The organism is uncultured Campylobacter sp. (assembly GCF_938045625.1).
In the GTDB taxonomy this organism is placed as follows: Bacteria; Campylobacterota; Campylobacteria; order Campylobacterales; family Campylobacteraceae; genus Campylobacter_A.
Window position 1 is genome coordinate 20,895 of record NZ_CALIAV010000056.1, and the last position, 21,901, is coordinate 42,795.

22 protein-coding genes and 1 tRNA gene are annotated in these 21,901 nt (G+C 45.5%); 9 read left to right on the forward strand and 14 right to left on the reverse strand.

Annotated elements, in window-relative coordinates:
- Positions 1–29 precede the first annotated feature (29 nt).
- The 11 genes from Q0386_RS05820 to Q0386_RS05870 all read right to left on the reverse strand — a co-directional run bounded on the left by Q0386_RS05820 (position 30) and on the right by Q0386_RS05870 (position 10,275).
- Positions 30–707 carry a response regulator transcription factor gene (locus tag Q0386_RS05820; RefSeq protein WP_299028389.1) on the reverse strand — a complete coding sequence of 226 codons (678 nt, stop codon included), beginning with the start codon at positions 705–707 and terminating at the stop codon, positions 30–32.
- Positions 704–1,921: a PAS domain-containing sensor histidine kinase gene (locus Q0386_RS05825; protein ID WP_299028392.1), complete on the reverse strand. Its 1,218-nt coding sequence runs from the start codon at positions 1,919–1,921 to the stop codon at positions 704–706. Before Q0386_RS05825 ends, Q0386_RS05820 begins: the two co-directional genes overlap by 4 nt.
- Entirely contained in the window at positions 1,914–2,627 is a 714-nt protein-coding gene (locus Q0386_RS05830) for a sulfite exporter TauE/SafE family protein (RefSeq protein ID WP_299028395.1), read from the reverse strand. Before Q0386_RS05830 ends, Q0386_RS05825 begins: the two co-directional genes overlap by 8 nt.
- 64 nt (positions 2,628–2,691) lie before the next feature.
- Entirely contained in the window at positions 2,692–3,810 is a 1,119-nt protein-coding gene (carA, locus tag Q0386_RS05835; RefSeq protein WP_299028398.1) for a glutamine-hydrolyzing carbamoyl-phosphate synthase small subunit, read from the reverse strand.
- Positions 3,807–4,358 (reverse strand): DUF507 family protein, encoded by a 552-nt coding sequence (locus Q0386_RS05840; RefSeq protein ID WP_009492462.1) that lies wholly within the window; start codon positions 4,356–4,358, stop codon positions 3,807–3,809. Before Q0386_RS05840 ends, carA begins: the two co-directional genes overlap by 4 nt.
- 315 nt (positions 4,359–4,673) lie before the next feature.
- Positions 4,674–5,303 carry a MotE family protein gene (locus Q0386_RS05845; protein WP_299028401.1) on the reverse strand — a complete coding sequence of 210 codons (630 nt, stop codon included), beginning with the start codon at positions 5,301–5,303 and terminating at the stop codon, positions 4,674–4,676.
- Positions 5,300–5,728 carry a flagellar export protein FliJ gene (locus tag Q0386_RS05850; protein ID WP_299028404.1) on the reverse strand — a complete coding sequence of 143 codons (429 nt, stop codon included), beginning with the start codon at positions 5,726–5,728 and terminating at the stop codon, positions 5,300–5,302. Before Q0386_RS05850 ends, Q0386_RS05845 begins: the two co-directional genes overlap by 4 nt.
- Before the next feature lies 1 nt (position 5,729).
- The gene (locus Q0386_RS05855) at positions 5,730–6,980 is read right to left on the reverse strand and encodes an adenylosuccinate synthase (protein WP_299028407.1); all 1,251 of its coding nucleotides are present in this window, start codon (positions 6,978–6,980) and stop codon (positions 5,730–5,732) included.
- A complete protein-coding gene (locus tag Q0386_RS05860; RefSeq protein ID WP_299028410.1) occupies positions 6,977–7,846 on the reverse strand; it encodes an ATP phosphoribosyltransferase regulatory subunit in 870 nt (289 codons plus the stop codon). The genes Q0386_RS05855 and Q0386_RS05860 overlap by 4 nt, the downstream gene beginning before the upstream one ends.
- The gene (locus Q0386_RS05865) at positions 7,843–10,095 is read right to left on the reverse strand and encodes a PAS domain S-box protein (RefSeq protein ID WP_299028419.1); all 2,253 of its coding nucleotides are present in this window, start codon (positions 10,093–10,095) and stop codon (positions 7,843–7,845) included. Before Q0386_RS05865 ends, Q0386_RS05860 begins: the two co-directional genes overlap by 4 nt.
- Positions 10,096–10,177: 82 nt before the next feature.
- Positions 10,178–10,275 (reverse strand) — tRNA-Sec (locus tag Q0386_RS05870).
- 91 nt (positions 10,276–10,366) lie between these two features.
- Between Q0386_RS05870 and Q0386_RS05875 the strand changes: the two genes are divergently transcribed.
- On the forward strand, positions 10,367–10,975 hold the full coding sequence (locus tag Q0386_RS05875) for a BON domain-containing protein (protein WP_299028422.1): 609 nt from the start codon (positions 10,367–10,369) through the stop codon (positions 10,973–10,975).
- Positions 10,976–11,191: 216 nt separating this feature from the next.
- On the opposite strand, the gene Q0386_RS05880 is transcribed toward Q0386_RS05875, so the two are convergent.
- From Q0386_RS05880 to Q0386_RS05890, 3 genes are read right to left on the reverse strand one after another with little or no spacing between them, the layout of a single operon-like run.
- The gene (locus Q0386_RS05880) at positions 11,192–13,654 is read right to left on the reverse strand and encodes an MMPL family transporter (RefSeq protein ID WP_299028425.1); all 2,463 of its coding nucleotides are present in this window, start codon (positions 13,652–13,654) and stop codon (positions 11,192–11,194) included.
- Positions 13,655–13,661: 7 nt separating this feature from the next.
- Entirely contained in the window at positions 13,662–14,249 is a 588-nt protein-coding gene (locus Q0386_RS05885) for an ABC transporter substrate-binding protein (protein WP_299028428.1), read from the reverse strand.
- Position 14,250: 1 nt separating this feature from the next.
- A complete protein-coding gene (locus Q0386_RS05890; protein WP_299028431.1) occupies positions 14,251–15,072 on the reverse strand; it encodes a VacJ family lipoprotein in 822 nt (273 codons plus the stop codon).
- A 63-nt stretch (positions 15,073–15,135) separates the two neighbouring features.
- Between Q0386_RS05890 and Q0386_RS05895 the strand changes: the two genes are divergently transcribed.
- From Q0386_RS05895 to Q0386_RS05930, 8 genes are all read left to right on the forward strand, one after another.
- Positions 15,136–15,918, forward strand: coding sequence for a TOBE domain-containing protein (locus Q0386_RS05895; RefSeq protein WP_299028434.1), 783 nt, complete (start codon positions 15,136–15,138; stop codon positions 15,916–15,918).
- A gap of 3 nt (positions 15,919–15,921) precedes the next feature.
- Positions 15,922–16,671 carry a molybdate ABC transporter substrate-binding protein gene (gene modA, locus Q0386_RS05900; protein ID WP_299028437.1) on the forward strand — a complete coding sequence of 250 codons (750 nt, stop codon included), beginning with the start codon at positions 15,922–15,924 and terminating at the stop codon, positions 16,669–16,671.
- On the forward strand, positions 16,668–17,048 hold the full coding sequence (locus Q0386_RS05905) for a molybdopterin-binding protein (protein WP_299028443.1): 381 nt from the start codon (positions 16,668–16,670) through the stop codon (positions 17,046–17,048). Before modA ends, Q0386_RS05905 begins: the two co-directional genes overlap by 4 nt.
- Complete coding sequence (locus tag Q0386_RS05910; RefSeq protein ID WP_299028446.1) at positions 17,045–17,980, forward strand: ABC transporter ATP-binding protein; 936 nt, start codon at positions 17,045–17,047, stop codon at positions 17,978–17,980. Before Q0386_RS05905 ends, Q0386_RS05910 begins: the two co-directional genes overlap by 4 nt.
- Positions 17,977–18,651 (forward strand): molybdate ABC transporter permease subunit, encoded by a 675-nt coding sequence (gene modB, locus Q0386_RS05915; protein ID WP_298058457.1) that lies wholly within the window; start codon positions 17,977–17,979, stop codon positions 18,649–18,651. Before Q0386_RS05910 ends, modB begins: the two co-directional genes overlap by 4 nt.
- Positions 18,648–19,115: a redoxin family protein gene (locus tag Q0386_RS05920; RefSeq protein WP_299028450.1), complete on the forward strand. Its 468-nt coding sequence runs from the start codon at positions 18,648–18,650 to the stop codon at positions 19,113–19,115. The genes modB and Q0386_RS05920 overlap by 4 nt, the downstream gene beginning before the upstream one ends.
- 176 nt (positions 19,116–19,291) lie before the next feature.
- Complete coding sequence (locus Q0386_RS05925; RefSeq protein ID WP_299028453.1) at positions 19,292–20,626, forward strand: MBOAT family protein; 1,335 nt, start codon at positions 19,292–19,294, stop codon at positions 20,624–20,626.
- Positions 20,626–21,729 carry a DUF459 domain-containing protein gene (locus tag Q0386_RS05930; protein WP_299028456.1) on the forward strand — a complete coding sequence of 368 codons (1,104 nt, stop codon included), beginning with the start codon at positions 20,626–20,628 and terminating at the stop codon, positions 21,727–21,729. The genes Q0386_RS05925 and Q0386_RS05930 overlap by 1 nt, the downstream gene beginning before the upstream one ends.
- Positions 21,730–21,901 lie beyond the last annotated feature (172 nt).

Sequence of the window (21,901 nt, forward strand, 5' to 3'; positions counted from 1 at the left end):
TTAACCGACCTAAATTTACGTTTCAAATTTCACTTTTTTAGCTCGATTTTATAGCCAAGTCCGGGCGAGTTTTTTATGAGTCCGGCGCCCACTTTATCGCGTATTCGCTTGATAAATGTCCTAACGGCAGGATCGTTTACCTTTTCGCCAAACCACACCACGTTTCTGATCTCCTCGGTTAAAACGAGCGTGCCGATGCGTTTAACTAAAAGAGAGATGAAGGCCAGCTCTTTTTTAGTTAGCGCGATCTCTACGCCGTTTTTTACGAGCACTTTTTTGGTTTGATTAAACGAATATCCGCCAGAAATCTCGATGATATCGGCGCCTATGATTTTGGTTTTTACGATCTGCTCTAGCACGACGAAAAGCTCGTCCATGTCGATAGGCTTGATCACGTATTTATCGATGCCTACGTCGATAGCTTTTAGCAGCTTTTCTTTTTCGCTATATGCGCTTAGGATCACTACGGGCGTGTTTTTTGAGAACTCTTTTATCTGCCTTGACATCTCAAGCCCGTCCATGATAGGCATCATGATATCAGCTATCACGATATCGGGGCTAAATTTTTTAAATTTCTTAAGACCTTCGTCGCCGTTTGAGGCCGGAATGACCTTTTGAAATATGCCGCCAAAAACCTCTTGCATTGACTCCCTTATGCTATCCTCGTCCTCGACTAGCAGTAGCGTTAGCTCTTTAAAATTTTTCATTTTTCATCCTTTAGCGGCAGCTTTATCTCAAATTCCGCTCCAAATTTTACGTTTTTAGCGCCGGCACCTCCGCCGTGATTTTTGGCTATGCTTTTTAGCATATATAGACCGATGCCAGTACCCGCGCTTGGGTGCTTCGTTGTGAAATACGGCTCAAAAATCTTGTCCATTATCTCGTCTTTTATACCGCCGGCGTTATCCGTTACTCTTATGATAGCAAATTTATCCTTTGTTTCTAACGTTAGCGTTACTTTTTTATCGTCTTTTTTATTTACCAGCGCATCTTTGGCATTAGAAAGCAGTATGATTACGGCCTGACAAAGCTGCGACTCAAAGCCGTAAATTTGACCTTCGCTTTTTAGCTCCAAATTTACGTCTATGCCCTCTTTTTCGTAGGTTCCCTGTACCATCTTTAGCGCGTTTTCTACCGCAGCCGAAGGAAAGAAAAGCTCCCTCTCGCGCTCGACGCTAAAGAAGTTTCTAAAATCCTCGATCGTCTGCGACATGCCCTTTATCACACGTTTTGCGTGCTCGTAGTCGGTTTCAAATTTCTCGTTTGACTTCACGCTCTCTTTTAGTTTAAAAAGCGTGATGCTAAGCTCGTTTAGCGGCTGACGCCACTGGTGAGCGATGTTTGCGATCATCTCGCCCATCGAGGCTAGACGCGACTGCAAAAAGAGCATTTTGGTCTTTTCCTCGTTTTTTTTGATCTCGGCTTTTACCAATTTTTCTAGATTTTGGTTTAAATTTACGAGCTTGGCCGTCTGCTCGGCAACCCTGTTTTCGAGATTTTCATTTAAATTTAGCAGCTCTTTTTTCGTCTTTTCAAGCTCGTTGTTTAAATTTATCACGTCCGTTACATCGTATCTAATCGCAAGAAATTCCTCGATCTGCCCGCTTAAATCCAAAATCGGGATGATAGTCGTGTTTAGATAGACGTCGCGACCGTCTTTGGTGCGGTTTCTTATCGTGCCTTTGTGCACTTTTTTGGCTAAAATCGTATCCCAAAGCCGAGCAAAAACCTCCTTTGGCACCTCGGGATGGCGCACGATGTTGTGATTTGCGCCGACTAGCTCCTCGCGCGTAAAGCCCGACATCTTACAAAACTCATCGTTTACGAAGGTGATAGTGCCGTTTGTATCGGTCTTTGAGACTATGTTGCTAGTCTCGATAGCCTCTTGATACTGCCTAAATCTTTCTTTGATGTCATCCATTGCTCGCCGTAAATCCTATAAAAGATAGATAAATTCCGTAAATTATTATCGCCGCGCCGCTTAAATTTAGCGCCTGTTTTTTAAATTTTTCGCTCGCGGCCTTTAAAACCAGCGCATAAAAACTCATCGCAAAAAAGCTAACTACGCCAAACGTAGCCGCGATCGCCGCGCCCTTTGCCCCGCTGCCGCTAGCTACTGCTAAAGCTAAAAAATAATAAACCACTCCACACGGCAGTAGTCCGTTTAAAAACCCAAGCGTCAAAAACCCGATCGCGCTATTTTTGGCGATCGCGGCTTTCATTTTTTCGTTTAAAATTTTGGATAAAAATGCGTTTTTCTCGATAAAATTTAACACCGCTCCGCGCCTAATGAGCGCGACGCCCAAAACCGCCATAAAAACGCCGATAGCAAAAAACAGGTAGCCTCGCGCCGCAAGAGAGAGCGTAAAAACGCCGCCAAGCGACCCAAAAATAAAGCCAAGTAGCATATAGGCGCAAATTCGAGCTAGGTTATATCCAGCTATCATCGCCGCGCTAAAAATTTTACCTTTGCCGCTCAAAAACCGCGCGAGCAAGATAGCAAAACCGCCGCACATACCCGCGCAGTGACCCACCGAGCTAAGCGCCGCGACGCTCAATACCCCAACAAACTCCGCACCGCTCATCAAATTTGACCGATAAATTTCATTTGCGAATTTTAGCCGCACCGGGGTTAAATTTGGCCCACAAATTTAACTGCAAATTTAGCTCAAATTTGACCGCGACTAGCAACTACAAAATTTCTAAAAATTGTTTAAAGATATATTTGCTCTCGCTCGGCCCGCCGCTAGCCTCGGGGTGATGCTGCACCGAAAATACGGGATAATCCTTGTACTTCACGCCCTCGATCGTGCCGTCGAAAAGATTTCTGTGCGTGATCTCGGCGACCTGCGCGATCTCCTCTGGAACGTTGTAGTTGTGATTTTGCGCCGTTATCTCGACTGCTTTAGTTTGCAAATTTAAAACCGGGTGATTTGCGCCGTGCTGACCGAATTTTAGTTTGTACGTCTCAAAGCCAAACGCGTTGCTAAGCAGCTGATGTCCGAGGCAAATGCCAAAAATCGGCACTCGCGCCTCGATCAGCTTTTTTATCTGCGCGATCTCGTTTTTCAGTGCCTTTGGTTCGCCTGGGCCGTTTGAGAGAAACACGCCGTTTATCTCGCCGCTTTTAAATTTAGCGATGAGTTCATCCGCCTGCACGTCGTGCGGATAAATTTGCGTCTCAAGGCCGGTTTCGCAAAGCTCGTTTAGGATGTTTCGCTTCACGCCGTAGTCGATGACGGCGACCTTTTTGCCGTTTGATTTTAGCGCGGAGTAGGCTTTGCTCGCGTGATCCCAGCCGCCCTTTTCGTGAGCGTAAATTTGCTCCGTGCTCACCTTTGCTACGTAGTTTATCTCTGAGATTCTAGGCGAGTTTTCCAGAAGCTTTTTTAGCTCTTTTTCGTCTGAAATTTCAGTCGAGATCACCGCGTGCAGCGCACCGTTATCGCGCAGCATCTTGGTTAAAAATCTAGTGTCTATATCATAAACGCCAAATTTGCCTTGCTCTTTGAAAAATTCTTCCAAGCTCTTTTGCGAGCGGAAATTTGACGTAGTAGCGTTAAAATCCCTCATCAAAACGCCGCTAGCGTGGATTTTCGCGCTCTCCATATCGTCCTCATTTACGCCCACTATGCCGATCTCAGGCATGGTAAAAACAATAAACTGCCCCGCGTAGCTAGGATCGCTCATGATCTCCTGATAGCCAGTTAGGCTCGTGTTAAAGACCATTTCGCCGCTAGCCGTACCGCTCGCGCCAAAGGCCTTCGCCTGCAAAAAAACGCCGTTTTCAAGGTAGATATAAGCTCTCACAACATACCTCGTTTTCTTAGCTCGTCCTCGTAGAGCCGCTCAAATACGATGTCGTACTCCTCGGTGCCCGGGATCAGCTTGCGCTTGTAGCCGTCAATCTTGTCGATAACCACGTCTTGTAAAATTTCATACGTTTTTAGATACTCTTCGATCGAGCCATAGATGATGTTTTTGATACGGTTTTCGGAGACCGTGTAGTCGATGAGTCCCTTTTTCCAAGCGCCCTCAAGCACGAGGTGAGCGACGTTACTAAAGCGGTCTTCATATGTTAGGATCACGCCGTACTCTTTAGCCAGCTTCTTTTTTACGAGCCAAAACATATTTTTTCTATCGACTTGCATGCTCTCCATATCGTCTTCGTTCTCGGCGAGCACCTCGTTTACGCGCTCTTCAAGCGCTTTTTCTTTTTGTAAATCGTTATCTAAAATTTCTTTCGCGCATGCCGCTACGGGCTCTACTCCGCGCGTTAAATTTACGAATCCGGACTTTAATAAATCAATAGCGATTTTGTGCGCGATGTAGGGTGTGTGTGGGAGTTTTATACGCATTTTTACCTCTCTTTTTGGGCTTGATTTTAACCAAAATTTGGTAAGAAATACCTAAAATCTCACGGAGTTTTTTGTTTTGACAGGAGTTTGTTTTAAGTAAAATTTGAAGCTAAATTTGAGGCGTGGATAAAAATACTTTTGAGACTGGGCGCTAGTTAAATTTGAGATTTAGCGTTAAATTTGACGGCAGTAAAATTTAACCTTTGGAGTCAAATTTGACCGCCAAAGGCAAATTTAGCTTTCGCATTATCCGCGCAAATTTGAGCCCAAATTTAGACGCGAGCCAAGCTAAATTTAGAGCGCTATAGCCCAAATTTACAAATTTAGCAGATTTCCAGCAGGGCCGTCGGGCGAAGTCGGAGAGACTTCCTGTGTTACGTTTTTTTCGGCTTTTATAAATGGCGGGCCTTGTTTGATTAAAAGCGTGATTTCAGACGCCGCGGTAGGCTCCATTTTTGCCATTATCGCGGAGATTTTTTTAGGGCTTAGTGAGTACATGATGCTAGCCGCATCCGCCCTATCCATCGCGCTTAGCACGTCGGCAGCAGCTTGGTCCTTCATCTTGCCGTAGGTCTCGCCGACCTTGTCGCTAGTCATCGCTTTTAGCTCTTTTACGATTTCCTCGTTTTTCTTTAGCAGCTGCTCGGTTTGCTTTTTTTCCTCTTGCGCGCGGGCTAGAGTTGCGTTTAGCTCAGCCTCTTTGACGGCTAGCTTGGCGTTTCGCTCCTCAAAAAGCGCCGCCGAGCTCGCTCTAAAAGCCTCCAAGCTCTGCCTTGCTTCGTCTATTTTGGCAAGCTCTCTTTTTAGCTCGTCTTTTCTGGTTTCAAATATCGAAACGCAGTCCACCGGGATCTTAAAGCCGCTTTGGCTCGTGCTTTGAGCGTTTACGTCGTTTGCACCCCAAACGCATAAATTTAAAGTTAGTAAAATCAAAATTTTTTTCAAGCTTTCGCCTCTTTTTGCCTAGTAAAATTCATCGTCGCAAACTCGTCCAGAGCCGCCGCTTCGGCCTTTTTTATCTTTTCTATTTGCGCGCTAAAGTCCTGCGTTTGCAGGTATTTCATCTTTTCGTACTCCAAATTTGCCGCCTTGTGCTGCCGCTCGAGGTGCGCGATGTTTTTTTTCATTAGCTCGAGCCGCTCGGTTAGCAGATTTTTTTCTCGCCGCATAGCGCCAAGAAGCTCCAGCGAACCGCGCAAATCGGTCGCAGAGCCGCTGGAGGGCATTTCAAATTTTGAAATTTGCTCGGCAACCTGCGCTATGAAGCCCTCTATCATCGCCGCTTCGTTTCTGGTTCTTGCTAAATTTAGCTCGATTTTGTCTAAATTTCGCTTTTTTATATTTACGATTTGCGTAAATTTGCTTTTCATCTTAGCGAACTATCGTGTCTTCGCGCTCCGGGCTCGTGGAAACGATGCCGACCTTTACGCCCGTGATCTCCTCGATGCGCTTGATAAAGGCTTTTGCATTTGCAGGAAGATCGTCAAATTTACGCGCCCCTTCTACCTTATCCCAGCCATCAAGCTCCTCGTAGACCGGTTTTACGCCCTCTAAATCGCTTGGAAAATACTCGATTATCTTGCCGTTTTTCTCGTAGGCTTTGCAGATTTTTACCTTTTTAAAGCCGTCTAAAACGTCAAGCTTCATCAGCGCAAATTTATCCACGCCGTCAAGTCTCGCCGCGTATCTCACGCCAACTGCGTCAAACCAACCAGTGCGGCGCGGTCTGCCAGTCGTTGCGCCGTATTCGCGTCCGATATCGCGTATCTTTTCGCCGTCCTCGCCCATATCCTCGGTCGGGAAGGCGCCGTTGCCAACGCGCGTGGTATAGGCTTTGATGATGCCGATTACCTCGCCGACGTTTTTAGGGCTTAGTCCGATACCGCTGCAGCTGCCTGCGGTTACGGTGTTTGAGCTAGTTACGAAAGGATACGTGCCGTGATCGATGTCTAGCAGCGTGCCCTGCGCGCCCTCGAGCAAGATTTTCTTATCCGCGTCTATCGCCTCCCACACCATATGCGTGGTATCAACGATAAATTTACCCAGCGCCGCCTCGTAGCTCTTTAGCTCGCCCAAAAGCTCATCGCGAGCAGGCGCTTTGACGCCTAAAACGTCTAAAAACGCTTTATTTGCCGCAAAATCGGCTAGAATCGCATCGCAAAGTTTCTCGGGATTTTTTAGCTCCCCGACTCGGTGTCCGCTACGGCTGATTTTGTCGCTATATGCAGGCCCTATGCCCTTGCCCGTCGTGCCGATAGCGTGCGCGCCTTTAGCCTTTTCTTTGGCTTGGTCGATTTGCGCGTGATATGGCAAATTTAAATGCGCCTTGTCGCTGATAAACAGCCGTCCCGAGACGTCTCCAAACTGCTTTAGTTCCTCGATTATCGCGGCCGGGCAGAGTACGACGCCGTTGCCGATGATGTTGATTATATTTTTATGAAGTATGCCTGAGGGAACCTGATGCAGCGCGATTTTCTTGCCCTCTACGACGATCGTGTGACCCGCGTTGTGCCCGCCCTGACACCTGCACACCATATCGTAGCCGCCGCTTAGCAGATCTACGATCTTGCCCTTGCCTTCGTCTCCCCACTGTACGCCCACTATCACGTCAGCCTTGCTCATACTCTCTCCTTTTGATCTAAATTTTCGATTAATGCGTCGGTATATACGCCAAAGCCGCTGCTTTTGATGCCCTCTATCTCGTAGTTGCCGCCGCCGCTTAGCACGACGTTGCCGCCTAAAAATCTAAAAAACAGCTTGTCGTAATACCTCATCTTTGAATAATATAACGGAACAATTCTTAAATTTTCATATTTTACCGCCTGCGCCAGCTCTTTTATCTCAAGCAGTGCGGTTTTTATCTCATCCGGCACCACTGGCAAAATCTCGTCGATGCTTGCTACCGTATTTACGAAGGCTAGCCTTTTTAGCCACTCCTCGTTTTGGTTTAGGATTTTTTCGATCTCGCCGTGCTCAAATATCGAAATAGGTAAATTTAGCAGCCTACACACAATCTGCGGGATCGCGATGTGGCTGATTTGCAGCACGGGCGCGAGGTCAAACGACTCAAAAAGCTCCTTTGCGATCTTGACGCTGGTAGCCAGATCGCTCTCGCCGATTAGCTCGGCGCCGATTTGATAGATTTCAGTGCTCGGATACTTAAAAACCGGCTGGATGTAAAACCAGCGTTTAGGTTCGGTATCTTTTAGGCGTCTAAGCACGATGCGTACGACATCCACGGTGCTATCGGCGCGCAGGCTGATTTGGTGATTTTCGTGATCGCTAAAACGCACCAGAGCCGTCGGCTGTACGCTTAGGTGCTGATGATACGAGAAAAATGGCGTCACGATCTCGTGAAATCCATTTTTCTCCAAAATTTCACTCGCCGCGCGCTCAATCTTTCTTTTTAGTTTCGCGCTTTGTCCGAAATACAGCCTCGTGCCGCTTGGTATTTCGTGCTCGTAAACGCTCGCGTCAAATTCGCTCACTCTTGCTCCTTTGCTTTTGATTCATTCTGTTTTATCTCGGGCTCTACCCACGGCAACTCGTGAAACGCCGCCACGAAGTAGCTAGGCTTTGAGCCGCTATAAACGGTCGCGATACTAAGCTGCTCGAGATAAATTTCGCCACTTTTACGCTTATTATAAATTTCGCCGCTATAAAAGCCTTTTTTCAACAACCTCTTCCACATGTGTTCGTAAAATTTATCATCATGCACGCCTGATTTTAGTAAATTCGACGGCTTGCCGATAGCTTCTTCTTTGGAATAGCCGCTTATCTTGCAAAAGGCTTTGTTAGCGTCTAAAAATACGCCGTCTAACCCGACTACGGCGACGGCTTCTTGCGCGTTTGCAAATAGGCTTAAAATCGTATTTTTATATGCGCCCTCTTTGTCGTCGTTTAGTCGCGCTATCTCCATGCCGGTTTTTGCGGTCAAATTTGCCGCCAGCTTGCTCTCGATAAAATACCCGATCACCTCATCCACGGTTCTGCCGTCTTTTGAGATAAATTTGATAAATACGCTGCAGTCTATGACCTCTAGATTTTTCCTTATCAGCCTGCAAGATTGTAGCGACTCGTTCTCTTTTTTGAGCAAAGCCGCGTTAAATAGGCTAAATTTGATATTAAATTCATTCGCGAGCCTATCTCGGTCGTCTGGATGGATGATGTTTTTAAACTCGAATTCACTTGAGAGTATTTCACTTTTTTTGTATCCCAATGCGCGCTCGATATTGTCCGAAACGCTTGATATATCGCCTATAAAGCGGTCCTTCCAAACCACGCTAAACAGCGGCGAGTGGGCGTCTATCTCGCTTTGCTTTTGCGCGTTTTTCTTTAGAGCGTTGCTCTTCGTAACGTCTTTTACGACGCAAAAGCCGATCTTTTCGCCGCCGGGTAGCTCGTAGTTTTGCTTGTAGATGCGCACCTGTTTTATCTCGCCGCCCGCGGCAAAATGGTTCGTTTCGTAAATTTCGCCTTCGTCTTCTTGCAGCGTTTTCATATCGGTCAAATTTGACGCGTTTAGCTCGGCTAAATTTTTGCTTTTTATCGCTTCCTCGCTAAATCCGTAAAACTCGCACGCTCTCGCGCTTGCCTCGACGATCTTGCCGCTTTTTGCGTCGATTAGTAGCAAGATAAAAGGTCCTTTTTCAAACAAAAATCCGAATTTGCGCGAGTACTCTTCAAATTTCGTCTTTTTCTCGCCGAAATCTCCGTAAAATTTGACGATCTCGTCCGAGATTTGATCAAATTCTTCTACCGAGCCAAATTTCGCGTAGGTCTTGATCTCCTCGCCGTCGCCGGCTTTTGCGACTAAATTTTTGATAGATAAAACTGGCTTTATGACGGAGTTTTTGACAAATTTGGTGTAAGAAAAGGTAAAAAATCCGCCTACGGCTAAAAATGCGACGCAGATTAGCAAAAATAGTAAATTTTCTTTTATAAATTTATCCACAGGATAGCTTGAAACCACGGCCAAACCGATCCTCGGGATACTTTGAATATAATAAATTTCGCTGTTTAGCGAGCCTAAATTTGCAAATTTTACTTCGTCACTGTTTAGGTAGTCCGCACTCACATCGTAAAGATCAAAGATGTTTTTGTGCTCTAAAACCAGCTCGGGGTCTTGGTGAAATACGATCCTACCGCTTTTATCTATCGCGAACGAATTTACGCCGATCCTCTCGTATCCGCGCGCAAACTCCTCGTAAATCGCCGTAAAGCGCATGAGCGTAGCCACCATTTTGCCGTTTTTCATCTTTTTTGCGACGAGTCTTGTCGGTACATCGCTTTTATCAAACATAAATTCTGATCTTAAAATTTTATCCTCAGGCTCGTTTTCCCAGGGCTTTGAGAGAAAAAACGCGGAGTACGTATCGCGTAATTTTTCATCGCTGACAAACTCTATCTCGCCGCGTTCGTTTACGATAAAAAAGGCCATGTATTCGTTATTGTTTTTTACGGCAAAGTCAAAGATCGCTTTTGAGTCAAAATCGGGTGCTTCAATATATCTTTCGATAAGTTTAAGTTCGTTATCTATATTTGCGGCGCGTTCTTTGATGAAAGTTTTAAAGTTAGAATTTGCAGCGTAAATATCCTCTTTTACGCCTTCAAATTTTAAATTTAACCCAAAGCTAGCAGCGCATATCAGAAATACGGCGGTAGCAAAAAGCACCACGTATATCCTGCCTAAAACGGCGCGTGCGAGAGGAAATTTAGAGGCGGATGAACTAGCCAAAAGAAAAACCTTAAATTAATTTAATATAAACGGCTTATTGTAGCTGAATTTTGCTTGTTTTAAGATAATAAATTTAGAAGTTTGGCGAGAGGATGAGAGAATCGAACTCCCCGCGAAGCGGTCAACCGCCCCGCCATCGGATTTGAAGTCCGCGAGCGCCACCAGATCGCTTTATCCTCCGCGTCGTTGGATGATGAGCGCGATTATAGCCAAATTTATATAAATTTTAGTTTGATTTCTATAGTATTTGCAGAAAATTTATGGGTCGGCGATGAAAAAGCTATTTGCGCGATTTTTTTTAAAAAACATCTTCATTTTTTCGCCGATTTTTTTCCTCGGCGGTTGTCTTGAGCTCTTTACGACCGTGACGCCGCTAACAGGCATAAACGTCTATGACGCCTATCAGATCAGCAAAGACGAGCGCGGTATATATTCGATAACGAAAGATAAATTTATAAAAACAAAAATCCAGACTAAAATTTTAGCCTCAAGCGGGCTTAGCAACCTAAACGTTGACGTCGAGAGCTTTTACGGTAACGTGTATCTCATCGGCGTGGTGCCCGACGCCGAGCATAAAACCAAGCTCGTAGAGCTAGCTAAAAACACCGACGGCGTGAGCAAAATCTACACGTATATTCGCCTCCCTAGCGACGGCGGCGAATGCGAAAGCAACCTCGCCATAATGCTAAAACTAAAAAATAATTTTTTTAAAGATAGCATAATCAGCGGCACTAGCGTGAGAGTAAGCGTAGTGCAATGCAACGTCGTATTTACGGGCATCATCACCGATATCGAGCAGGAAAAACACGCGATCTGGTACGCCAAACACATCGAAGGCGTGCGGGACGTCTACTCTTTTCTTAAGGTTATGAACGAGTAGTTTTCCCCATTCAAATTTGAGTTAAATTTAAAGATTTTATACTTCAAGGCGCACCGCACGTTTAAAATTAGAAGCCAAATTTGCAAATTTAGCAAGATATGCGACAAATATTCCAGACAGAATAGGCGTAGTTTAGCTTTAAAATTTTAACCCGTGAGGGCGCGTATATGAAATACGTAACCGAAACGGGTTTAAAATTTTAAAGCTTGAAATCCGTCATTTATGGGGAATCTTAGCCCGGTAAAAGGTTTTGATTAGAGTCGGTAGTAGCACTAGCGCCCCTAGCAACATCATTATCATAACAAGATCGGTCAAAAGTCCGAAATATATCGTCGGGATAAAGTTGCTCGTTACCATGATGCTAAAGCCAAGGATGATCGCAAACGAGGTGTAGTACATCGCGTAGCCGATGCTTGCGTGCGAGGCCTTGATCGACTCGGCGACGTTTTTGCTGCGAAGCTCGATTTTTAGGCGGTGGATGTAGTGGATGATGTCGTCCACGCCGATGCCTATGCTGATAGCTGCTATCGTAATGCTCATGATATCAAGCGGAATGCCCAGCACGCCCATGACGCCAAATACCGCGCAAAGCGGGATCAAATTTGACGCGATAGCGATGGCGGCTAGCTTGATGCTTTTAAAAATAATGCAAAAAACGATAAAAAGCGACAAGATAACAAAACCAAAAGAATCCACCTGCGAGGCTATGAGGCTTTGAAGGAGGTTATTATAAAGCACCATCGCGCCGCTAACTTGCACGCTCGCGTTGTCGTTTACGATCAAATTTGCGATATCGGTTTTAAGCTCGTGCAAAAACTCGTCCCTGCGTAGCGCATCGTCGCTATCTAGGGTGCGCGCAGTAAAGCGCAGCTCGTTGTCCTTTATGCTCACGTAGGGGCTTAGGATTATGTCTTTGTACTTTTGCGGGATCTGTTCATATAGGATCGAGAGCATGAGGCCGTCGGCGGGCTTTTGCGTGATACGCTCGACGATCTTTACGACGGTGTTTAGGCTGCTCGCGTGCCCGATAAAGCGCTTATTTTCTAGATAGCTATGCACCTTTTTGGCGACATCGATTTTATGCTGATTAAACCAATACTTATCCTCGTTCGCGCTAGCGGCAAACTCGTCGTCAAATTCGTCTTTAGGCTCGTTTTTAGCCGCGCTTTGCTCAAATTTAGGCTTGTTAAATTTGATCAATATATCGACCGGCACCGTGCCGCCCAGCTTCGTATCGATCACTTGCATACCCTTGTGGATTTCGGTCGTATCTTTAAAATAGCTTATAAAGCTGTTTTCGACCTTTAGTTTTGAGATGCCATAAAGCCCAAAAATAAGCACCGCAAGACTAATGGCGTAAACGGCACGGCTATGATTTAGCGCAAACGCGGCGCAGTGCTTGGTAAAGCTAAATTTATCCTCAAACGTCCTAACCGGAGCAAGCTTTGGCATCAGCACCATCACAGAGCCAAATAGCAAAAACGCAAGCACCAGCGAGATAGAGATCGACGCGCTCATCATAATGCCAAGCATTATGATAGGCTTGATATCAGAAAGCGCAAGCGACAAAAAGCCGATAACGGTCGTAAATATCGCGAAAAACGATGGGCTAGCCTTATCGCGCAGCGTGAGATAGACCAGTTGGCGGTTGTTAAGGTGCGGCTTTGTGATGCAAAACTCGCGGTAGCTCACGATCAGATGGATGACGACAGAGATAGTGATGATGAGCTGAAGTGCGATGTAGTTTGAGCTGATCACTGTGATCTCCCAGCCGAAAAATCCAAACAGCCCGCTCGCCCAAATAACGCTAATCACACAGATAAAAATCGGCATAACGATGTAGCGAACCTGCCTAAAAAAGAGCCAAAGACAAAAGACCAAAAGCAGCGTGACACTGATACCGTATGTCGCAAGATCGGAGCGCACGAAGCTCACCATATCATCGGCGATCATATTTGCTCCGCCTAAAAACAGACTCTCGCCTCCGCCAAATTTCGCTATCGTCTCGCGGATCTGCTCGATCGCGGCGTGCTCTTTTATACGCGCTTCGTCGCGGTGAGCTTTAAACTGCGCATTTACAGCATTTAGACGCTGTTTTTGCTCGCTCGTGATATTGCCGTCAAGTTTGGCGTTTAGCAGAGCGTTTCGCTCGTTTAGTATTCTTTGATATTTTTCGTCGGTCTTTAAATTTAGCACGATCGCGGTAGTTTTTAGATCGCGGCTAACGAGGTTGTTCGTGTATAGCGGACTATCCGCAAACTCGCGGCGCACCAAGGTTTTGTTTATATCGGCATCAGCGAGGCTTGGTACATGCTTAACCAGCTCGCTAAGATCACTAGTTCCGCTTTGAAGCAGCGGGATATTTAGTACCGAAATAACGCTTGATACGAGCTCGTTTTTTTCTAGTTCGCGGCTTAAATTTTCTATCTTTTCAAGCGTAGAAGGTGCAAGCAAATCGTCTTTTGGTGTGTAGGCGATGACTAGGTAGTTTGGGCTAACGTAGCGTTTAGAAACGTCTCTAAAGACGGCTAGATCTTTATCGTTTTCAAGTAATAGCGTCTCGGTCGACGCGTCCACCTCGAGCTTGCCGCTAAAATATCCAAAAAAGAGCGTCGCGGCCAGTACGCCTGCGATAGCGCTTTTTGGAAAGTTGACGATAAATTTAAAAATCCGCTTCATCAACGCCTTATTGCGGAGCTTGGACTGAGTTTAGCTTGCTAAGCAAATTTTCAAAGCTCTCGTTTTCCATCAGGCTATCAAACTGGCTGCGGTAGGTCTGGATGATGCTAACGCCTAAAATTTCGACATCGTAGATGAGCCAGCCGCGCTCTTTGGCATTGTAAAATTTATACGTAAAGCCGTAGTTTTTACTATCCTCGCCGACTAAATCTGCGTTTAGAAAGTAGCGGTTTTCATTCGGTTTGGTCGCGTCTTTAAAATTTATAGTTTGGTTTTTGTAGCTTAAAAGTTTATCGACGTAGCTTGACTTTAATCTCTCTTCAAAAGCTTTATTAAATTTGGCCTTTTGCTCGGCATTTAGGTTGTTGTAGCGCTTGCTTAGGGCGATTTTAGACATCTGCTCGTAGTCGAAATATGGATCAAAAACGGCGAAAATTTTACTTATTTTCTCGTCTTTGCTCAAATTTGCGTTTTTTAGCACCTCGATGGCGTCTTGCGTCGTTTTTTGCATCGTAGGCTTTATCTGCTCCTCGCTGATTGCAAAGAGGCTAACCGCGCTAAAAAGCGCAAGCAGGATGATTTTTAAAAATTTCATTTTATTCCTTTATTAAGTGGTTGCGGCGCTGTTCGTAGGCGTCGCGTAGAAACGGATACAGGTCGATCGCGTCTTTTTTAAGATTGTCGTAAGCATCTGGATGTAAAGACAAAAGGTTGCCCTGACGGAAAGTTTTTATCGCAAAGGAGTCTAGCGCCGGCTTTACGTAGCTTATGGGATCGAGGTAATAATCGCCGACTAGGCCCGCGATATCGCGTAAATTTGACGGGCCGATAAACGGTAAAACCACGTGAAACCCGCTACCCACGCCCCAGTATCCAAGCGTCTGGCCAAAGTCCTCGTCATGGCGCTGCAAATTGTAGTATTTCGCTCCGTCGGTTAGCCCACCAAAGCCAATGATCGTGTTTGCTAGAAATCTCAGCGTCTCTTCGCCCGCCTCGCTAAATTTAAACTGCAAGAGGTTATTTACAAAGCGAACGGGATATAAAAGGTTGTCAAAAAAGTTCCCCACCGCAGTTCTAGCAGCCTCGGGCACTACGTAGTTGTAGCCTTTTATCGCGGGATGGATGGCGTTTACGTACATAAAATCGTTAAATCCCGTCATCATTCTATTATAACCGCTAAGCGGATCGAAAATCTCGCTAGGCTGGGTAAATTCGTCGTCAAATTCGCTCTTTTCTTGCGTTTGTTCAGCAAAAACGCAACTAAAAAAAAGCAAAAAAAAGAGTAAAAATTTTCTCATCGAATCTCCGAATTTTAAGTCTGCAAAGGCAGTAACCTGAGATTTTATCTCAATGTAGCTTTTAAATTTATAAATTTCGAAATGCCCGGTATTACGAAGTTTATTTAAGTTATTTTTCATATATATTTAAATATACTTCCTAGCAAATTATTTTTTTATATTGATAGAATTTGGGGGAATTTCATGAAAGCAGACGTTAGTTTAGAGCTATTTTTAGATAGCGGAGTATCGGTGCTGGCTAAACATATAGAGCTTTTAAAGGCCGTAGAGCACACCAAAAGCATAACAAAAGCGGCCGAGTATGTCGGCATCTCGTACAAAAACGCATGGGACAGCCTAGACGCGCTAAATAACCGCTCGGACGAACCGCTAATCGCAAGAGCCGAGGGCAACAAGAAAAACAGTGGCTCGGAGCTCACGCCGTACGGCAAAAAGATGATCGCACTGTACGACGCGATGCTGGAAAGCCAAAAGATATTTTTAGAAAAAGTTTGTTCAAATATAAACGTCGATACGAACGAAATTTTAAATTTACAGCGCATGAGCATGAGTCTGAGCGCACGAAACCAACTAAGCTGCGAGATCACGGACGTAAAAACGGGCGCGGTCAATTCACAAATCAGCGCCAAACTCTCAAACGGCGAAATTTTACGCGCTAACGTCACGGTCGAGTCTGAAAAAAATCTAAATTTAAAGGTCGGCAAAAAAGTCGTATTTATCTTTAAAGCCCCTAGCGTAATGCTCGCAAAAGAGGAAAATCTAAAACTAAGCGCGGCAAATTTGCTAAAAGGACGCGTGATCGAGGCCAAAATCGGCTCGGTAAACGCCGAAATCGTGCTAGAAATCAGCAATCATCAGACGCTAACCTCTATCATCACCAAAGAAAGCGCGATGCAGATGCGTATCGGCGTGGGCGACGAACTCACCGCTATAATCAAAGCAAGTCAAATCGTAATAGGAGTATAAAAAATGAAAAAAACATTTTTTTTGCTAGTAGTTGCAGCCATCACCGCTTTTAACCTAAACGCGGGCGAGATCAACGTATTTGCCGCTGCAAACGTCACTTATGCGTTTGACGAGCTAAAAGCGGAGTTTGCCAAATCAAATCCGGGCACCAAAGTAACTGTTACTCTAGGAGCTAGCGGCGCTCTGTCTACGCAGGTCAAAAACGGCGCTCCGGCGGACGTTTTCATGGCTGCGAATATGAAATTCGTACAAGACCTATACGACACTAAATTTGCCGTAACCGAGCCTGTAGTATACGCTCAGGGCGCACTTGCTCTATTTACGATCAGAGATATCGATCTAGCTAAAGGCATAAACGCTGTTGAAGGCCTAAAAGCCATCGCGATCGCAAATCCTGAAACCGCTCCGTACGGCAAAGCTAGCATCGAGGCTCTAAAAAAAGCGGGCATCTACGATAAAGTCGAGAAAAACGTCATCCTAGCAAAATCTATCGGCGAGGCTCTAAGCCAAGCTCTAAGCGCTGCTGACGTCGGATTTATCGCGGCTTCTGCTATGTACGATAAAAAAATGGCCGAATACAAAGAGGGCAAAAACTTTATCCTCATCGATCCTGCGCTCTACACTCCGATCGATCAAGGTATGGTTATCCTAAAACACGGCGAAAACAATCCTGAAGCCAAGGCTTTCTACGACTTCATCAGAAGCGACCGCGCGAAGGAAATCTTTAGAAAATTCGGATACGTCGTCCCGTGATAAAGGCTAAAATTTCGGCGATAGAGCAAAACGACGGCGTTAGCGTTTTTGAGTTTAGCGCCGAAAATTTGAGCCTAAAAATGCTATCCTTGGAAAATCTGCAAAATTTAAAAATCGGCGACGAAGTTTGGCTAAATTTTAAAAGCTCGGACGTCTTCGTCGCTACTTCCCCGCTTTTAAACTGCTCGGTCTCAAACGAGATAAAAGTGCGAATTTCGGATATCCAAAAAGGCGAGATCACAAGCTCGCTGCATCTAAACGCGGGCGAGTTTGAGTTTGAAAGCATTATCTCGGCAGCATCGCTAAAGCGGCTAAATTTAGCGCCGGGCGATCAAATTTACGCCTACGTCAAGGCAACCTCGCTCTACATCGCATGATAGAACTAAACTGCATAAAAAGCCTAAACGGCGCAAACGGGAAATTTGATCTAGACGTAAATTTGAACGTAAAAAAGGGCGAATTCGTCGCTCTTTACGGCAAGAGCGGTAGCGGCAAAACGACGCTTTTGCGCCTGATCGCGGGCTTTGAAACGCCTGATAGCGGAACGATAAAAGCAGGCGGAAAAACGCTATTTGAGGGTAAAAACTTCGCTCCGCCGCAAAGCCGAAATATCGGATTTTTATTTCAAGACTACGCGCTTTTTCCAAATATGAACGTGATGAAAAACCTGCTTTTTGCAAATAACGACCTAAATTTAGCCCGCAAGCTGCTGGGTCTCGTCGAGATGAGCTCGCTAGAAAACGCCGCCATCTCGCAGCTCTCGGGCGGTCAAAAGCAGCGCGCCGCCCTAGCCCGCGCTCTCATGCGAAAGCCAGAAATTTTACTACTCGACGAGCCTCTTTCGGCGCTTGATAACGCCATGCGCGAAAAGCTGCAAGACTATCTTGCCAAGGTGCACGCCGAGTTTGATATGACGACGATTTTGGTTAGCCACGACGTCGCGGAGATCTACAAACTCGCGTCCAAAGTCTTCGTGCTTGACGGAGGCAAAATAACGCAAGAAGGCGGCCCGGGCGAGATATTTTTGAGACACAAAGGCTCGCAGAAATTTAGCCTGCCGGCAAAAATTTTAGAAATCTCAAAGCGCGACGCCATCTACGTAGCCGTCGTTTCCGTCGGTGGGCAGCTTTGCGAAGTGGCTCTAAGCGCGGCTGAAGCCGCAAATTTAAAAGCGGGCGACGAAGCGGCGATAAGTGCCAAGGCGTTTGGGTTAAATTTGCAAAAAAGCGCTAGCGAAAGAGGCGCGATTTACGGCGCCAAATTTGACGACCCAAGCAGCGAAATTTACGCGCAAAGCGAGCCGAAATGAATATAGATTTTACGCCCTTTTACCTCTCTTTAAAGCTTGCTTTTATCTCGACTGCGATCCTGTTTTTCCTCGTGTTGCCGGTCGCATTTTGGCTCAGCCGCGCGAGTTTTAAATTTAAACCCGTGCTCGAGGCTGTTATCTCGCTACCCCTCGTGTTGCCGCCTTCGGTGCTCGGTTTTTACATGCTGGTTTTTCTCTCGCCTTACAACTTTTTAGGCAAATTTTTTGAAGAAACCTTTGATATCCGCTTGGTTTTTAACTTCTCAGGCCTCATCATCGCTAGCTGCATTTACTCTCTGCCATTTATGTTTCAGCCGCTTCAGGCGGGCTTTGCGAGCCTGCCAAAGAGCCTTTTTGAGGCGAGCTATTCGCTAGGTAAAGGCAAATGGGAGACGCTTTTTAGAGTTGCTTTGCCAAATATCAAACCCTCGCTTCTAACCGCTCTCATAGTGAGTTTCGCACACACTTTGGGCGAGTTTGGCGTCGTGCTGATGATAGGCGGTAGCGTCGGGGATAAGACTAAAGTCGCCAGCATCGCCATCTACGAGGCCGTCGAGCTCATGGACTACACCAAAGCGCACGTTTATTCGGCGATTATGCTGTTTATAAGCTTTGCGGTGCTATTTTTAGTTTATTTTTTCAACAATTCACACGCAAAGAGGACGCAATGAAAGATATAAACGCAAATCCGGTAAAATTTAGCGAGCTAATAGGCGGCAAAAACTGCATCGTTTTTACCTATCCTAAAATGGGCGAGAGCGGGAAGTTTTTGCCTGAAAATTTAAAAGATTTAAAGGGGCTAACCGGCTGCACGCTTCAGTGCAAAGCCTATCAAGAAAACCTTGCAAAGCTTGAATCCGCAGGCTTTACGCTAATAGCCGTCGGCTCTCAAAGCGTAGAAAAGATGAATGAATTTAAACAAAGCGTAGGCGCGAATTTTATCTTTTTAAGCGACGAAAACTTCGAGCTAGAATCCGCATTAAATTTGCAAACTTTTACCACGAACGACGGCAAGAAATTTTACCGTCGCCAAACTCTGATTATCAAAAACGGTGAAGTCGTAAAAAGATTTAACGACGTGGCCGAGCCCGCAAACGACGCGGCAAACGTACTATCGGCGATAGAGCGGCTTTAAATTTCCTTCAAATTTACGCAAGACGGCGAGCGACTTTAGGGCTCAAATTTGAACGCAAATTTGAGCAGGCTAAGTCCCATGCCGTTTTGAACTCAAATTTTAAATTCCCGTCAAACGTAAATTTAACCTAACCCAAAAAATTTTTTTATATAATTACGTAAAAATTTAGGAGGGATATGAATCTTTTTTCCATAGAATTTGGCTTGTGCTTTTTTATTTTTTGGCCGATTTATTATTTTTTAAACGCTCGCCCGCACCTGCAAAAAGCCGTTTTACTCGCTTTTTCTTATCTGTTTTTAGCCTCATTCGGGCTTAAGTTTTTAATCATAAATTTTATCTTTAGCACGGCGATTTTTCTTTTCGCAAGGGCGAGCGAGAACAAGGACTCTGCGTTTTCGTTTGCCGCCGGCGTTATTTTCGTGCTTTGCGCGCTTGCGTTTTTTAAATACGGCGGATATTTCACGATCAAATTTGGTGTCATGAGACTCGAAACCATCGCACTTCCGCTTGGCATTTCGTTTTATTCATTTATGAGCATTTTGCTACTAAAGGCCGTGCGAGAGGGCGAGCTAGAGGCGCCTAGCTACCTTGATACGCTGATTTTTCTTAGCTTTTTTGCCGCGATTATTTCGGGTCCGATTTTACGGCCAAAGCCATTTTTTGATGCATTAAACTCTCCCAAAGTTTTTCGTGCTAGCCCCGCCATATTCGCGCTTTTATGCTCTGCGCTTTTTAAAAAACTCATCGTCGCAAACCATCTTTTCGAGATAGTTAATCCCGTTTTCGCCGCGCCTACCCTACCCGCTTCGCAGCTTCTTGGCGCGCTTTTTGGCTACAGCGTGCTGCTTTACGCCGATTTTAGCGGCTACGTGGACTTCGTGACGGCGCTAGGACTCATGTGCGGCTTTGTTTTACCGCAAAACTTCAACCGCCCTTTTACGGCGCGAAATTTAAAAATTTTCTGGCAAAATTGGCACATCAGCCTCATAAATTTTTTCAAAGAGTGCGTCTATTTTCCGCTCGGTGGCAGTCGCGGCACGGTAGCACAGACGCAGCTAAACGTGATACTGGTTTTTGCGATCTCGGGTGTCTGGCACGGCGCGGGGCTGGGATTTTTGCTCTGGGGGCTCATCCACGGCCTTGGCGTCGTGTTTTTAAATTTAACCAGCGAGCGCAAATGGCTAAATTCGGCTATGCTTGGACGATATTTTACGTTTATTTTCGTGAGCATGGTTTGGGTATTTTTCACGATGGATTTTGAGGGGGCGGTGCGCTACATCGGGGCTATTTTTAGAAACTCCGGCGGCGAACTTCTTGCCATTTGCGCGCTATTTGCTGGCGTTTTCGTGTTCGTATTTTTATACGCCGCGCTTGACGTTTATCCGATTTTGGTCAAATTTTTTGCAAGTATAAACGTTATTTTTTCAGCCGTTTTTTTGGCGATTTTTGGGATAATTATTTACTTTTTGATGCCGTCAGGTATGCCTAACTTTATATATCAAGGATTTTAATGAGAGCGTTTTTTGGGCTATTTCTCGCGTTTTTTACGCTGATTGCGCTATTTTTGCGACCGCTGTCAAACTACTACGAAGCCAAATATCAAAAAGATTTTTTCATCACGGACGAACGAGCGATGGCGCTGAGCGATAAATTTATAAGCGCGGCCGAGGATGGCTTGCAGAGCGCAAAATCGGCCATAGATAAACTTACTGGCACTTTTTCGGGCGATAAAAAACAGGTCGCAACTAGCGCTAAAACGGAGCAAAATTTAACCACCTCGCAAACCAAGCCCGTAAATTTAAATGCTCAAAATACGCAAAATTTAACGCCTAGTATCGGCACGGTAAAAGAGGCAAATTTAACTGCGCAAACCGCTCAATTACCGGCTAAAACCGCTTTAAATTTAGATAAAAACGGCTCGCTAGCCTCAAATTTAACGCCGAGCGCTCCAGACAAAACAAACAAATCCGCAACTTTTGATATCGAGCTAAATGAAAATTTAGGCGTCATTTTGATAGGCGACTCCATAATGCAAGGCTTTGGCTGGGGGTTTGAAAACGCGCTAAAAACGAGCAAAATCTCAATCAAAAATATGGCAAAAGCAAGCACGGGGCTAACAAATAAGAAATTTTACGACTGGAGCGAGGAGCTAAAAGCGGCGCTAGCAGGCTTAGAAAATCGCCCGCGAAATCTGCTAATCTTCGCGCTTTTTGGCGCAAACGATGCTTATAGCTACACCTTTGACGAGCAGGCGCTGGACTTTGGCACCGATGCGTGGAGGCAGGCGTATAAAGGCAGGATCGCCGAGATCTACGAGATCGCCACAGAGTACGGCGCGCAGGTCGTGTGGCTGGGAGTGCCGTGCATGAAGAGCGAGAAATTCGACAAAAAAATGAAGGCGCTAAACCTGATCTACAAGGACTCGGCGCAAAAATACGGCGCGCGCTACATCGATATCAGCGACGCGATCTGCGATAACGGCAAGTATCTAAAAGAAGGCGCCGACAAAAAGCCGCTGCGCAAGGACGACGGCATGCACATCAGCATGAACGGCGCTAAAAAGATTGCCGTCTACGTCGTGGATAAGCTGCTAAACGGGCAGAGCGATAATTAACCTAACTTGGAGTATTGGCAAATTTTAGCTGTTGTCAATTTTTGCAATTTGAACTTTGCGGATTTGTCAGCCGTTTGCAAAACAAATACGGATTCACATTAATTAGCCCATACCGATTTTCATCGTATAGCGCGAGTAAATACTCGCTCGCCTAAAATAAAATGCCACAAAA